Origin of the sequence: Pseudofrankia inefficax (assembly GCF_000166135.1) — a bacterium.
Classification (GTDB): Bacteria; Actinomycetota; Actinomycetes; order Frankiales; family Frankiaceae; genus Pseudofrankia; species Pseudofrankia inefficax.
On the sequence record NC_014666.1, the window covers coordinates 1406126 to 1419740 of the forward strand.

General features: G+C 73.9%; 11 protein-coding genes. 8 read left to right on the forward strand and 3 right to left on the reverse strand.

Going from position 1 to position 13615, the window contains the following annotated elements; genetic code table 11:
- Positions 1 to 54: 54 nt before the first annotated feature.
- Both FRAEUI1C_RS40095 and FRAEUI1C_RS05635 read right to left on the reverse strand, forming a co-directional pair.
- Positions 55 to 1197 carry a hypothetical protein gene (locus FRAEUI1C_RS40095; RefSeq protein ID WP_013422318.1) on the reverse strand — a complete coding sequence of 381 codons (1143 nt, stop codon included), beginning with the start codon at positions 1195 to 1197 and terminating at the stop codon, positions 55 to 57.
- Entirely contained in the window at positions 1194 to 1571 is a 378-nt protein-coding gene (locus FRAEUI1C_RS05635; RefSeq protein ID WP_049807118.1) for a PadR family transcriptional regulator, read from the reverse strand. Before FRAEUI1C_RS05635 ends, FRAEUI1C_RS40095 begins: the two co-directional genes overlap by 4 nt.
- Positions 1572 to 1702: 131 nt before the next feature.
- Between FRAEUI1C_RS05635 and FRAEUI1C_RS05640 the strand changes: the two genes are divergently transcribed.
- From FRAEUI1C_RS05640 to FRAEUI1C_RS05680, 8 genes are all read left to right on the forward strand, one after another.
- Positions 1703 to 4408: an FtsK/SpoIIIE family DNA translocase gene (locus FRAEUI1C_RS05640; RefSeq protein WP_013422320.1), complete on the forward strand. Its 2706-nt coding sequence runs from the start codon at positions 1703 to 1705 to the stop codon at positions 4406 to 4408.
- A gap of 221 nt (positions 4409 to 4629) precedes the next feature.
- Complete coding sequence (locus FRAEUI1C_RS05645; protein WP_157734829.1) at positions 4630 to 5523, forward strand: helix-turn-helix domain-containing protein; 894 nt, start codon at positions 4630 to 4632, stop codon at positions 5521 to 5523.
- A gap of 90 nt (positions 5524 to 5613) precedes the next feature.
- Positions 5614 to 7146: a MiaB/RimO family radical SAM methylthiotransferase gene (locus tag FRAEUI1C_RS05650; protein ID WP_013422322.1), complete on the forward strand. Its 1533-nt coding sequence runs from the start codon at positions 5614 to 5616 to the stop codon at positions 7144 to 7146.
- Complete coding sequence (locus FRAEUI1C_RS05655; RefSeq protein WP_013422323.1) at positions 7143 to 7916, forward strand: CDP-alcohol phosphatidyltransferase family protein; 774 nt, start codon at positions 7143 to 7145, stop codon at positions 7914 to 7916. The genes FRAEUI1C_RS05650 and FRAEUI1C_RS05655 overlap by 4 nt, the downstream gene beginning before the upstream one ends.
- The gene (locus tag FRAEUI1C_RS05660) at positions 7906 to 9201 is read left to right on the forward strand and encodes a competence/damage-inducible protein A (RefSeq protein WP_013422324.1); all 1296 of its coding nucleotides are present in this window, start codon (positions 7906 to 7908) and stop codon (positions 9199 to 9201) included. The genes FRAEUI1C_RS05655 and FRAEUI1C_RS05660 overlap by 11 nt, the downstream gene beginning before the upstream one ends.
- A gap of 395 nt (positions 9202 to 9596) precedes the next feature.
- Positions 9597 to 9914 carry a helix-turn-helix domain-containing protein gene (locus FRAEUI1C_RS05670; RefSeq protein ID WP_013422326.1) on the forward strand — a complete coding sequence of 106 codons (318 nt, stop codon included), beginning with the start codon at positions 9597 to 9599 and terminating at the stop codon, positions 9912 to 9914.
- A gap of 211 nt (positions 9915 to 10125) precedes the next feature.
- Positions 10126 to 11013: a PspA/IM30 family protein gene (locus tag FRAEUI1C_RS05675; RefSeq protein WP_013422327.1), complete on the forward strand. Its 888-nt coding sequence runs from the start codon at positions 10126 to 10128 to the stop codon at positions 11011 to 11013.
- A 24-nt stretch (positions 11014 to 11037) separates the two neighbouring features.
- Positions 11038 to 12078 carry a serine/threonine-protein kinase gene (locus tag FRAEUI1C_RS05680; protein WP_232425309.1) on the forward strand — a complete coding sequence of 347 codons (1041 nt, stop codon included), beginning with the start codon at positions 11038 to 11040 and terminating at the stop codon, positions 12076 to 12078.
- On the opposite strand, the gene FRAEUI1C_RS05685 is transcribed toward FRAEUI1C_RS05680, so the two are convergent.
- Positions 12075 to 13613 carry an MFS transporter gene (locus FRAEUI1C_RS05685; RefSeq protein ID WP_013422329.1) on the reverse strand — a complete coding sequence of 513 codons (1539 nt, stop codon included), beginning with the start codon at positions 13611 to 13613 and terminating at the stop codon, positions 12075 to 12077. The genes FRAEUI1C_RS05680 and FRAEUI1C_RS05685 overlap by 4 nt on opposite strands.
- Positions 13614 to 13615: the final 2 nt, after the last annotated feature.

Here is a 13615-nt window from a genome sequence, read left to right on the forward strand (position 1 = left end):
CGATTTGCAATCACCCGGGGGCCGAAACGGCGATCAGTGTCCGTCGGCGTTCCGCTAGTCGGCGGCCGGCGAGGCGGTGTGGTGAGCCTGGCGGCGGGCGGCGCGTTGGAGATCGAACACGCCCAGCAGGACCAGGATGAAGACGAACAGGCCGAGCATCAGCGCGTGGTCGGCCGCCGCGTAGTCATACGCCCGGATGCGGGAGAAGCCGAGGGGTGAGACGGCAGCCCCGGTGACGCTGAACGCCGCCAGCCAGCCGGGCCTGAACACGCTGAGGACGGCCATGGCGAGCCCGGCCACCAGGAAGGCCGAGGGCAACGACTCGGACAGGTCGTAGTACAGCGAGTACACCTCGAAATAGCCGCCTCTCACTATCAGTCGCGTGGGCAGGTCACCCGAGAACCGCGCGACCCGGTAGAAGAGCGCGACGGCGGGAACCCACCCGGTGATCAGCAATGTGGTGACAGCCAGCGGCCGGCGGTACTCGGCGCGCCCCGGGGCCGTGGGCGCCGTCCAGACCACCGTGACGATCAGTGCGAGCAGACAGAGCGTGGCCAGCAGGGCCAGCGGCGGACGCTGCAGCCGGCTGACCGAGCTGAGCGTCAGAACCGCCGCGGTCGCCGGCAGGACCGTCACGGCCGCGGCTCGGGCCACCCGCCGCTTCCCCAGGGCCGCCGCGCCGAACGCGACCAGCCAGGGCAGATAGACCACCAGCCCGTCGGTTTCCAGCGGGCCCAGGCCGACCGGCGCTGGGCCGCCCCACAGTGGCTGATCCGGCGAGGCGAACGGCCAGACCGGGCCAGGGCCCTGCTCGGCGACGGTGAGCATCACGGCGGAAAGCACACCGCCGGCCGCGAGGGCGACGGTCGCGATGGCGAGGCGTGCCCTGGCCGGAATCCATCCGATCACCGGGCGGGCGCGGGTGGCGAGACCGTTTCCCACCAGGTCGGCGGCCTCGGCGAGTGTTGGTCGCCCCCGCCCGACCGCCTCGGCGGCATCGAGCAGGGTGGCCATCAGCGCCGCTTCGTGCTCGGCGCGCCAGTGGCGCGGGTAGGCGAGCAACAGCCGGCCATACGCGGCGGCCAGACGGCTGCCGGCGGCGGGGGAGGCAGGGGTGCTCGGGCGGGCGACGGTCCGGTGCGGGTTGCCGGCGTCATCGGCCGGGGCGCTGTCGTGCCCCGAGGCCTCGGCGCTCATGCGAGGGCCCCGGCCGGCCCGGTAGCGGAGTCGAGGCCGCCACTGAGCCCGGCTCTGCGTACCCGCAGCCTGCGGTCCGCCTCGGCGGCGTTGGCGCGCAGGCGCGCGGTCTGATCTTCGAGAGCGGCGGCACCGTGGTCGGTGAGCTCGTAGTACCGGCGCAGGCGCCCGGCCACCGCCTCCTCGCGCCCGCGGCGGACCAGGCCGTCGGCCGCGAGGCGGTCCAACGCGCTGTAGAGGGTGCCCGCCCGCAGCCGGACGCGGCCGTTTGAGATCGTCTCGACCTCGCGAATGACGCCATAACCGTGGCGTGGCCCGTCGGCGAGCGCGGCCAGGACCAGGAAGGTGGGCTCGCGCATCTCGTCCCCTGACATGCGCTCCATATATACCGATAGTCGGTATATATAGGCAGGATGCATGTCCCAACTGACCCACAATGATCGGCGGCGCGCCCGGAAGGTCGGGGATGCGTGGAGTGGCGGGGGCCTGCTTGTAACGTGCTGGCGTGGCCACACGCACGACCGGGGCGGGCGCTCGACCCCGGGGGGGATCCGCCGCGTCCCGGTCCTCCGGAAGCGGCAGCCGGTCGGCGGCCCGCGGCGCGGGTGCGACCCGTCCCTCGGGCGGTTCCAGCGGCTCCGGCGGCGCCCGAGGGAAGTCCGCCAAGACGCCCTGGTCGCTCGCGGTGACGTTCTGGCTGCTGCGCGGGGTCGTCCGGCTGTGGCAGGCGATCGCGACGATGTTCGGCTCGTCGCTGCGGCACGTCCGGCGCGGCGGCAAGGAGCTGTGGATCGAGCCGGAGCACCGGCGCGACGGCGCGGGGCTCGCGTCGCTCGGCGGCGCGATCCTGACGCTGGCGGCGGTCTGGTTCCACGCGGCCGGCCCGGCTGGCTCCGGGCTCAACCTCGTGCTCCGGCTGCTGTTCGGCGCTGGCGCGATGCTGTTGCCGCTGATCGGGCTGGTCGCCGCGTGGCGGCTGGTGCGGGCGCCGGCGGACCCGGACAGCCGTGGCCGCGTCGTCATCGGCTGGGCCGCGACGACGCTGGGAACGCTCGGCTTCTACCACATCGTGCGCGGCATTCCCGACTACTCCGGCGGTACTCGTCAACTGCGCGCCGCCGGGGGAACCGCGGGCTTCGTCGCGTCCTCGCCGCTGGCCGCGGCCGTCACCCCGTATGTCGCCGCGCCGCTGCTGATCCTGTTGGCACTGTTCGGCGTCCTCGTGGTCACCCGGACGCCGCTGCGCCAGGTGCCGGTGGTCTTCCGCGGCCTCGCCGACCGGCTGGCCACCGGTCTGCGCGAGGACGCCACCGCCGGCCGCGGCCGGACCGGGGCCGGCACCGGCTTGGACGACCTCGACGACGGAGCCGGACTCGCGGACGAGCTGCTCTCCAGAGGCTCCGGGACGGGTGGGACGGGTGCCCCGACCAGCCGGGGTCGAGGCCGCTCCCGGGGCGGCCGCGCCGGCAAGTCGGTCGACGACGTGTACGACATCGACGCCGCCGTCGGTCGCGGGCGAGTCCCACCACCGGGCGGCCACGGCCCCGCGGTGGAGGCCGGCGACATCCTCGATCTCGACCTGGGCCTCGACCTCGGCCCGGGCCTGGAGGCCGAGGAGGCCGCCGAGGCGCCGCCGGCCGCCACCCGGCGCGCGCCACGGCAGCGTGCCTCAGCCGCCGCGTCGGCCCCGGCCGCCGCGGACGCCGACGACGAGATCGAGCACCTGGTGCCGGTGCCCGTCGAGGGCGACTACGTGCTCCCGTCACCGACGCTGCTGAAGTCCGGCACGCCGCCGAAGCTGCGGTCGGCCGCGACGGACGCCGTGATCGCCTCGCTGACCGACGTGCTCACCCAGTTCAAGGTGGACGCCCGGGTCACCGGCTTCACCCGTGGCCCGACGGTGACCCGCTACGAGGTCGAGCTGGGCTCCGCGGTGAAGGTCGAGCGGATCACCCAGCTGGGGAAGAACATCGCCTACGCGGTGAAGAGCCCCGACGTCCGGATCATCAGCCCGATCCCGGGCAAGAGCGCGGTCGGCATCGAGATCCCGAACACCGACCGGGAGCTGGTCTCGCTCGGCGACGTGCTGCGCAGCCCGGACGCGACCGGGAACCCGGCACCGCTGCTGGTCGGCCTCGGGAAGGACATCGAGGGCGGCTACGTCCTCGCGAACCTCGCGAAGATGCCGCACATCCTCATCGCGGGCGCCACGGGCGCGGGCAAGTCGACCTGCATCAACACGCTCATCACGAGCGTGTTGGCGCGCGCCACCCCCGACCAGGTGCGGATGGTGCTCGTCGACCCAAAACGCGTAGAACTGACGAGCTACCAAGGAATTCCGCACCTCATCACGCCCATCATCACGAACCCCAAAAAGGCGGCCGACGCGCTGCAGTGGGTCGTGAAGGAGATGGAAAACCGATACGAGGATCTCGCGGCCTGCGGTGTTCGCCATGTGGACGACTTCAACCGCAAGGTGCGAAACGGCGAGATCGTCGCGCCTCCCGGTTCGGAACGCGTCTACACCCCTTACCCGTACATCCTGGCGATCGTCGACGAGCTGGCCGACCTGATGATGGTCGCTCCCCGTGACGTCGAGGACGCGATCTGTCGGATCACCGCGATGGCGCGTGCCGTCGGCATCCACCTGGTGCTCGCTACCCAGCGGCCCTCCGTCGACGTCGTCACCGGCCTGATCAAGGCCAACGTGCCGTCTCGGCTGGCGTTCGCCATGGCGTCCCTGGCCGACAGCCGGACCATCCTCGACCAGGCCGGCGCCGAGAAGCTGGTCGGCCTTGGCGACGCCCTCTTCCTGCCGATGGGGGCCAGCAAGCCGGCCCGTATCCAGGGCGCCTACGTCTCCGAGGACGAGATCGCCGCGATCGTCGACCACACCAAGGAACAGGCGGTGCCGGCGTTCCGCGAGGACGTGTTCGAGGGGGAGGCCGGGCCCCGCAAGGAGATCGACGAGGAGATCGGCGACGACATGCAGCTGTTCCTGCAGGCCGTCGAGCTCGTCGTGAGCTCCCAGTTCGGGTCGACCTCGATGCTGCAGCGCAAGCTGCGGGTGGGTTTCGCGAAGGCCGGCCGGTTGATGGACCTGATGGAGAGCCGCGGGATCGTCGGACCCACCGAGGGTTCGAAGGCCCGTGATGTCCTGGTGATGCCAGATGAGCTAGAAGGACTTCTAGTTACGTTGCGGAGTGGCTGACGTCAGTCAGTTGGTCCTCTCGGGTCCCGTTGCGGGTTTCGACCGGCGGCGTTGAATCGTAAACTCAGACAACGTCTGTTCATCGCCGCTTGGCCGCTCTCTCCCCGCGCTTCGTTGATCGTCATTGGCTGACCGTCGTCCCCACGCCGGTCGCCGATGTCGGGTCATCGGGGTCGCGGCAGCGCGGACCAGCGCCGGACGCGTGCGGAGGTTCGCCCGTGGTGGCTATCGACGAGCCGCGCGACCAGCGACGCGCCGAAATTCCCGGCCCGTCGCCGGACGGGCCGGCTGCTGCGCCCGTGACCCCCGCGGCCCCCGGGTCCGCCGATCCGGCCGGCTCCTGCGGCGCGCGGCTGGTCGCCGCCCGGGTGGCCGCCGGCATGTCGATCGAGGAGGTCAGCGCCCGCACCCGGATCCGGGCCACGCTGATCCGCCAGATGGAGGAGGACGACTTCGCGGCGGTCGGTGGCGCCGTGTACGCGCGTGGCCACATCCGCGGCATCGCCCGCGCGCTCGGCGTCGCCCCGGAGCCGATCGTCGCGGCCTTCGACGCCGCCCAGCCGGGCGGGCCGACCCCGTCGTTCACCACCCCGGCCAACTCGTTCGACCCGCTGCGCCATGGCGCCACCAGTGGGAGCAGCCGGCGCTGGGGGGCCGCGATGGTCGTCGCCGCGGTCGTGTTCTGCGCCGTCCTGCTGTTCACGCTGTTGCGGCCGGGCCCGTCGCACAGCCAGCAGCCCGGGGCGGCGTCGAGCTCCCGCAGCCCCGTCGCCGCGGCACCGGCCAGGGCCGAGCCCGCCCCGACGACGCCGGCGCCGACCCAGGTCAGCCTGCGGCTGCAGGCCGTGAGCGCGCCGAGCTGGCTGCAGGTCAGCGATGACTCGAACAAGGTGCTTTACCAGCAGATCCTCACGAAGGGCGCGTCCCAGACCCTGACGGCCAAGGCCATGCGGATACGGATCGGCAACGCGGGCGCGATGAGCCTGAACTGCAACGGCCGCGACCTGGGCTCGCTCGGCGGTCCGGGCCAGGTCGTCACGGTGCAGGTCGGGCTGGGCGACGCCGGTGCGTGCACGGTCGAGGGCAACCCGGCGTCGGCGAACCCGGCGCGCTGACCCGCCACGTCTCGTCAGGAGATGGTCCGTCGGGTGTCCGACCCCTGGGCGCGGCAGCGCCCGACCGGTCCCGCCCGGTAGCCTGACCTGGTGCCCGCCGGTCAAGCTCATCGCGTCGCTCTGGTCACGCTGGGCTGTTCGCGCAACGAGGTCGACTCGGAAGAGCTCGCCGCCCGGCTGGCGGCGGGCGGCTTCCGGCTGGTCGACGACGCCGCCGACGCCGACGCGGTGCTGGTGAACACCTGCGGCTTCGTCGATGTGGCCAAGAAGGACTCGATCGACGCGCTGCTCGCCGCGGACGGGCTACGCGGCGGTGGCGGCAGCGGGCCCGGCCCGCAGGCCGTCGTCGCGGTCGGCTGCCTCGCCGAGCGTTACGGTGCCGAACTCGCCGAGAGCCTGCCCGAGGCCGACGCCATCCTCGGCTTCGACGCCTACCCGGACATCGCCGACCGGCTGTCCGCCGTGCTGGCCGGCAACCGGCCGGCCGCGCACGTGCCGCGCGACCGCCGGTCGTTGCTGCCGATCAGCCCGGTCGACCGTGGCGCGGCGGCGGCCGGGGTGGTCGTACCAGGACACGGCACGCACGCGCCGACGAGCGTGGGCGCGGCGGTGGTCCGCCGGCGGCTGGACGACGGGCCGGTCGCGGCGCTGAAGATCTCCAGCGGCTGCGACCGGCGGTGCAGCTTCTGCGCGATCCCGTCGTTCCGCGGCTCGCACGTCTCCCGGCCGCCGCAGGACATCCTGGCCGAGGCCGAGTGGCTGGCCGGCCAGGGCGCCCGCGAACTGGTGCTCGTCAGTGAGAACTCGACCTCCTACGGCAAGGACCTCGGCGACCTGCGCGCCCTGGAGAAGCTGCTGCCGCAACTGGCGGCCACGCCCGGCATCGTCCGGGTCCGCACGGTGTACCTGCAGCCCGCCGAGACCCGCCCGACGCTGCTTGAGGTGCTGCTGACCACCCCGGGGGTCGCGCCCTACCTGGACCTGTCGTTCCAGCACGCGAGCCCGGCCGTGCTGCGCCGGATGCGCCGGTTCGGTGGCTCGGCCGACTTCCTCGACCTGCTGCGCCGCGGCCGTGCCTTCGCGCCGGCCCTGGGTGCCCGGTCGAACTTCATCGTCGGCTTCCCCGGCGAGACGCCCGAGGACCTCGACATTCTCGCCGACTTCCTCGAACAGGCCGAGCTGGACGCGATCGGGATCTTCGGCTACTCGGACGAGGACGGCACCGAGGCCGTCGGCCTGCCCGGCAAGCTCTCCGAGGCCGAGATCGAGGACCGCCGTGCCCGGATCGCCGACCTCGTCGAGCAGCTCACCGCCGCCCGCGCCGAGCGCAGGGTCGGCGAGACCGTCGAGGTCCTGGTCGAGGAGATCGACCCCGACGCGACGCTCGACGCCGAGGCGGCCCGGTTCGCCTACGGCAGCGCCGCGCATCAGCAGCGTGACGCCGACGGTGCCTGCTCCGTGCGGCTCTCGGCAGGTGCCAGCGACGTGCCCGTGGCCGTCGGCGACCTGGTGGCGGCCCGGGTGGTCGGCACCGAGGGCGTGGACCTGGTGACCGAGCTCGTCGAGGTGGTCGACCGGGCCAGTGGCGGGTCGGTGCCGGTAGCCGCCGGAGCCCGTCCGTGACGGTGGCCGGCACGGCCGACGGCGCCGCGGTGCCGGATGACGAGGCCGTCGGTACCGCGGCGCCGGACGACGCCGTGCCGGTCGCGGTCGACGGGGCGATTCCGGCCGCCCGCGTGCCCGCCGCCGCGGAGACCGAACCGGTCGCATCCGGGGCGCGGCTGCTCAACATCGCGAACATCCTGACGATCATGCGGCTCGTCCTGGTGCCGGTGTTCGTCGTGTTCCTGTTCGTCGGGCCACACGAGGACGCCTGGCGGCTCGCCGCGTTCGCCGCCTATGCCGTCGCCGCCGTCACCGACCAGATCGACGGCGCGGTGGCCCGCAGGCACGGCCTGGTGACGGAGTTCGGGGCGTTCGTCGACCCGGTCGCGGACAAGGCGCTGACCGGCGCGGCGCTGGTGTCGCTCTCGATCCTGAACGAGATCCCGTGGGCGGTCACCGCGGTCATCGTCGTGCGCGAGCTGGGCGTCACCCTGCTGCGGCTGTGGGTCATCCGCCACGGGGTGATCGCCGCCAGCCGCGGCGGCAAGATCAAGACGTTGCTGCTGAACATCTCGCTGGGCCTCGCGGTGCTGCCGCTCACCGGGCTGGCGGCGGACGTCAGCAAGGCGGTGCTGGCTGTCGCGCTGGTCGTGGCCGTCGCCACCGGCGTCGACTACGTCGCCAGGGCTCTGAAGCTGCGCAACACCTCCAGGGCGGCGCGGCAGCCCGCCGAGGCCAGGGCCGGGGAGGCGCCGGATGGGGCTGGACGGGACGTCGATGCTGGCTGAGGTCGTCGCGGTCGGTGACGAACTGCTCTACGGCGACATCATCAACGGCAACGCGGCCTGGCTGGGCCGCCACCTCGCCGACGTCGGGGTGCGGGTCGAGCGGTCGGTCGTCGTCGGCGACGACGTGACGGTCATCGAGCAGGCGCTGCGGGCCGCCGCCGGCCGGGCCGACGTCGTGGTCGTCACCGGTGGCCTCGGGCCGACGCAGGACGACCTCACCCGTGAGGGCCTCGCCGCCGCCGCAGGGGTGGGGCTGCGGCGCGACGACTTCCTCGAGGCCCAGCTGCGCCGCCGGTTCCGCGAGCTGGGCCGCCAGGTGCCCGAGATGAACTACCGGCAGGCCGATCTGCCCGAGAGCGCCGAGCCGTTGCCGAACGTCCCCGGCACCGCTCCGGGCGTCCGGGCCGAGATCGGCCAGGCCGTGGTCTACGCGCTGCCCGGCGTGCCGCACGAGATGTACGCGATGTTCACCGCGAGCGTGCTGCCGGACCTGCTGCGCCGGGCCGGCCAGCCCGCGGTCGTCGTGCACCGCGTGCTGCGCACGGCCGGAATCTGGGAGTCGGCCGTCGCCGAGGCGGTGGCCGGCGAGGTCGAGCGCCTGCGTGGCGTGGGGAACCCGACCATCGCCTTCCTCGCCAGCGGCGGGCAGACCAGGCTGCGGATCACCGCGCGGGCCGGCGACCGGGCCGAGGCCGATCGGCTGATCGCGCCGGTCGAGGCCGCGGCGCGCGCCGCGCTCGGCCCGGCCGTCTACGGCGTCGACGACGAGACGCTCGCCGGCGTGGTCGGCCGGCAGCTGACCACCCGGACCGCCACGATCGCCGTCGCCGAGTCGCTCACCGGCGGCCGGCTGGCCGCGGCGTTCACCGAGACGCCCGGTGCGTCCGCGTACTTCCGCGGCGGCGCGGTCGTCTACGCGACCGACTCGAAGGCCTCGGTGCTCGGCGTCGACCCGGAGATCCTGGCGACCGACGGCGCTGTGTCGGCGCGCGCCGCGGCGGCCCTCGCGGTCGGCGTCCGGGACCTGTTCGGTGCCACCTGGGGGCTGGCGACGACGGGTGTCGCGGGGCCCGACGAGCAGGAGGGGAAGGCCGTCGGCACGCTGCATCTGGGTCTGGCCGGTCCGGACGGCACGACGACCCGTTCGCTGCGCCTGCCCGGTGACCGGCCGCGTATCCAGACCTTCGCGGTTGTCCAGGCGCTGGACGTGTTACGTCGTACGCTCTCGGGACTGCCGGTGGCGGGCACCGGGCCGTCAGGAGCCATGGAGCTTCCGGACAGATAACGGTCGAGGAGGCGCGGTCATGATGGATCTCCACTATGATCGCGAGATGAGCCCGTATGCCGCGCCCCACCGGACTGGGGACGTGCTGCGTCGGGACGCGTTGAACGGCGGCGAAAGCTTCCGCCTGACGGCGGCGGGGCGGAATGTCGGAGTTGAGATGGTCCCGCTGCTGTCGGGTCGGAACCTTCGCCAAATCGGCATAAGGCCGCGGGATGTCCGGGCCGCCGGTGACGACGCCCGGGGCGGCCGCGGCGCTGGTCGGATGGCGTGTAGGGAATCCTCGGTCTTCGATCTGGGTTGCTCGACGCAGGGCTACGGTCCCGTTAACGACGGCCCGACGGCCGCGTCGGTGGGTATACGGTGAAGCTCAGCCCGTGGACGAAGGGGGAGGCGCGATGGTCCTGCTCCGACGCATGATCGGCGAGGCGCTCCGCCGCCGCCGCCAGGATCAGCACCGCACGCTGCGCGAGGTGTCGTCCGCGGCGCGGGTCTCGCTCGGTTACCTGTCCGAGGTCGAGCGGGGGCAGAAGGAAGCCAGCTCCGAGCTGCTCGCGTCGATCTGCGACGCGCTCGGCGTCCGGCTGGCTGATCTGCTCCGCGAGGTCAGCGACGACGTGGAACTGGCCGAGCTCGCGACCGAGACGCCGCGCGTCGGCGCGCCGATGGTGGTGTCCGCCCGCCCACCGGCCCCGATGGTCGACCGGGCCGCCTGACCGCTGCGACGTTTCACCGGCCGGCGGTTGTTCGCGGGTTCTCGGTGTCGCTTTGTTCCATTCCGTCCGAATTGTCCGACACGGTGACCATCGCTTTGACCGAGAGTTCTGCCTGGTCAGCGGCGCGCGTGTCTGATCTCGGACATATCTCGCGCCGGCGACCTGCGTCGCGGGGGGTTTCTCCGGCGCCTGGACGTGCGACGATCGGAGCATGGCGAATGTCGTCCGCCGGGCCTTCCGCTATCTGTCGGCGTCGGCGAACCGGAAGTTCGATGAGAAGGCCGATCCGCGGGTGCAGATCGACCAGGCCATCGACGAGAGCCGTCGCCAGCATGAGGCGCTGCGCCAGCAGGCCGCCCTCGTGCTCGGCAACCAGCGCCAGCTGGAGATGCGGATGGCTCGCCAGATCGAGAACGTCGCGAACCTCACCGAGTCGGCGCGCACCGCGCTGACCTTCGCCGATGACGCGCGGGCGGCCGGTGACACGGCGACCTCGGCCCAGTACGAGCAGACCGCGCAGACGTTCGCCAGCGAGCTGGTCTCCGCCGAGGCGGCCCTGGAGGACATGCGCACCCTGCACCAGCAGGCCGAGCAGTCCAGCGGACTGGCCCGCCGGGCGGTCGACGACAACACCGAGCGGCTGCGCCAGCAGCTCGCCGAGCGGGCCCGCCTGTTGACCCAGATCGAGCACGCCGCGATGCGCGAGCAGATGAGCAAGGCGATGGAGTCGATGTCGGAGCTCACTCCGCCCGGCGACACACCGACGCTCGCGGAGATCAGGGAGAAGGTCGAGAAGCGGTACTCGGTCGCCCTCGGCCGCCACGAGCTCGCGTCCTCCGGCGTCGAGGCGCGGATGCTGGAGGTCCGCCGGGCGAGCATCGACGCGCGGGCCACCAACCGGCTCGCCGAGCTGCGGGCCAGCCTCCCGCCCGCGCCGGGCGCGGCCCAGGGCGAAGCCGGCGGCCCGGCGCAGCAGGTGGCGGCCGGCGCCGACCGGGTTGCCCTGGGCAAGAGCGAGCAGCCCGCGCCGGCCACCCCCACCACGCATGGCGCCCCGGAGAACCAGGGCGCCCCGGGCCCGGCGACCAACGGCCACTGAGCCAGCTCGCGGGGGGAACGGACGATGACGACGCCTGGAGCGGGCCCACCAAGGCCGCCGACCGGGCCCGACCCGCTCGGCCGGACCGGGCCGTGGTCGAAACCGCAGTGGTCCGCGCCGTACTCCGCCGGACAGCAGTGGCCGCCCTACACCCCCGGCCAGCCCGGCGGCCCTGCCGCGGATCCGTCGCAGCGGCGGCCCTGGATGCGGCTGGAGGGCTGGGACTGGCGCCGGACCAGGCCCCGGGTGCCCGACGCGGTCGGCGCGGACCTGGAACGGCGCGCCGCCTGGCGGCAGACCCGCGCGGCCGGCCGATATGTCCGCCGGGCGCAGTGGACGGCCGGCTGGTGGGCCGGGTTCGGCGTCATCACAGCCGGGATCGGCGAGGCGATCGACCCGTCGGCTGGGTGGCTGTGGCTGGCCGTCGGCGCGGGTGCGCTGGTCAACAGCGGCGTCTGGGTCGCGCACGCGGCCCGCTACCGGCTGCGCAACCCGGGGCCGCCGCTGCCGGTGGCACCCGCGCCGGGCGTCCGGGCGCTGACCGGCTCGGCGGCGGCCGCTCCGTTGCGCCGCGGGGAGGCGGCGATCACGGCCTTCCTCGCGCTGTCCCGGCCGCTGCCCCCGGGCCCGACCGCGGACGTGGTGCGTGGCGCGATGGCCTCGGCGGCCGAGGTCGTCGACGGGCTGCGGCTGCGGGCGAGCCGGGTGATCGCCTGTGAGGAGGCGGCCAGGGCGGTGACCGACCCGGCGGGGCGGGCGCAGGTCAACGCCGCGGCGCGGGCCCTCGTCGCGGAGATGGAGGCCGCCATGCGCGCGCTCGACGAGCTCGTCGCGGCATCGGCGGAGGTCGTCGGTGCCGGCGCGGCGGCGGGCGGCCTCCCGCTGGCAGGCGTCGCCGGCCCGCGACCGGTCGGCGGCGCGGGGCTTGGGATGTCGCCCGTCGATGTCGACGGGCTCGCCGCCCAGGCCGAGAACCTGCGCGGCTACGCCGCCGGCCTGCGCGAGCTGGCCGGTGGACGGCCGAGCTCCGGCGCCGAGAACGGCTGGAAGCAGCCCTGGGCCTAGCCGGCGACGGTGCCCGGCTCGGCGGGCTGCCCGGCGGCCAGGTGGGTGGCGGGCAGGCGCCGGGCCACGACGATGCTCACCAGGCCCACCGCGACGGAAATGGCGAAGGCCACGGCCAGGCCGGTCGGCGACGCCGCCTGCCCGGCCGCGTCGACGTGCCCGCCCTGACCGGCCGAGCTGCCGGCGGCCACCGCGACCCCGCCCAGGCCGGTGCCGAACGCGGTGCCCAGGTTGTCCGCGAGCGAGACCGAGCCGCTCGCGGCGCCCTGCCGGCCCGGCGGTGCCGCGTTCAGCGCGACGTTCATGCACGGCGAGTACGAGAGGCCGATGCCGTACGCGGCCACCGACCAGAACGCGAGACCGACGGGCAGCGGGACCGCCGAGTCGAGCAGCGTCACGCCGGCCCCGGCGATACCGACGACCATGAGGCCCATCCCGGTCGTGACCAGGAAACGCGCGGAATGGCGGACGGCGAGCCTGGCCTGGGTCCAGGATCCGCAGGTCCAGATGATCGCGGCCGCGGTGACGCCGATGCCCGCGACGCCCGTCGTCGAGTGGCGGTGCGAGGTGATGGTCAGCGGAAGGAAGGCCTCCGCGCCGAAGTAGACGAACGCGATCAGCCCGCGCGAGATCACCGCCGCGGGCGCCCCCGCTCTCGCCCGCGATGCCCCGGCCGGCAGCAGCCGGCTTAACGGCCGCAGCCCGGCCAGCAGGCCGGCCGCGACCAGCGGAATCCCGAGCAGGGAACGGCTGGTCAGCCCGGCGAGCACCAGGCCGGCTCCCACCGCGACCAGCACCGCCCGCAGCAGCGGAGTTCGTCCCGTCTCCTCCGCCGGCCAGATGTCCACCATCGCGGCGGCCCGCCCGGAACCGGCGAGCTCGTCGGCCGGAGGACCGTCGGCGAGATCGGTGGGCCCGGCGGCCAGCCGGCGGGCGGCGAGGCGCATCGCGTAGACCGTGACGCCGCCGGCGAGCACGACCAGCGGGATCAGGCCGCCGAACACCCAGCGCCAGCCGGCCTGCTCCGTGACCAACGCGGCCACCGCGGGCCCGCCGAGGCTCGGCACCACCCAGGCCGTGGAGATCACGGCGAACATCTTCGGCCGGATCTCGGCCGGGTACATCTGGCCGATCGTCGCCATGTTGATCGAGGTCATGGCGCCCGCGCCCAGGCCCTGTAACCCGCGGCCCACGATCACCACAGGCATGCTGACCGCGGTCGCCGCCACCGCGAGGCCCACGCCGAACGCCAACAGGCCAACGAGCAGGGGCCGGGCCGCTCCCGTCCGGTCCATGGCCGCTCCGGCCAGCACCGCGCCGACGACCGTGGTCAGGAAGAACGCTCCGGTCACCCAACCGTAGAGGTTCAGGCCCCGCAGGTCGGCCGACATCGCGGGCGCGACGGTCAGCACGGCCAGCGACTCGAACGCGACGAGCGTGATGGTCGAGACCAGCCCGATGCTGAGGATCCGCAGCTCGGGTCCCCAGATCCGGGCCGGGGGCGCGGTGCGCGGCCGGTCGGCGAGCGCGGTCACGC

Bases quoted from the DNA above. Each gene is read 5' to 3' on its own strand.
- FRAEUI1C_RS05635 (WP_049807118.1), bottom strand. From the start codon at position 1,571: ATGTCAGGGGACGAGATGCGCGAGCCCACCTTCCTGGTCCTGGCCGCG.
- FRAEUI1C_RS05660 (WP_013422324.1), top strand. From the start codon at position 7,906: ATGCTGGCTGAGGTCGTCGCGGTCGGTGACGAACTGCTCTACGGCGAC.
- FRAEUI1C_RS05670 (WP_013422326.1), top strand. From the start codon at position 9,597: ATGGTCCTGCTCCGACGCATGATCGGCGAGGCGCTCCGCCGCCGCCGC.
- FRAEUI1C_RS05675 (WP_013422327.1), top strand. From the start codon at position 10,126: ATGGCGAATGTCGTCCGCCGGGCCTTCCGCTATCTGTCGGCGTCGGCG.
- FRAEUI1C_RS05680 (WP_232425309.1), top strand. From the start codon at position 11,038: ATGACGACGCCTGGAGCGGGCCCACCAAGGCCGCCGACCGGGCCCGAC.
- FRAEUI1C_RS40095 (WP_013422318.1), bottom strand. From the start codon at position 1,197: ATGAGCGCCGAGGCCTCGGGGCACGACAGCGCCCCGGCCGATGACGCC.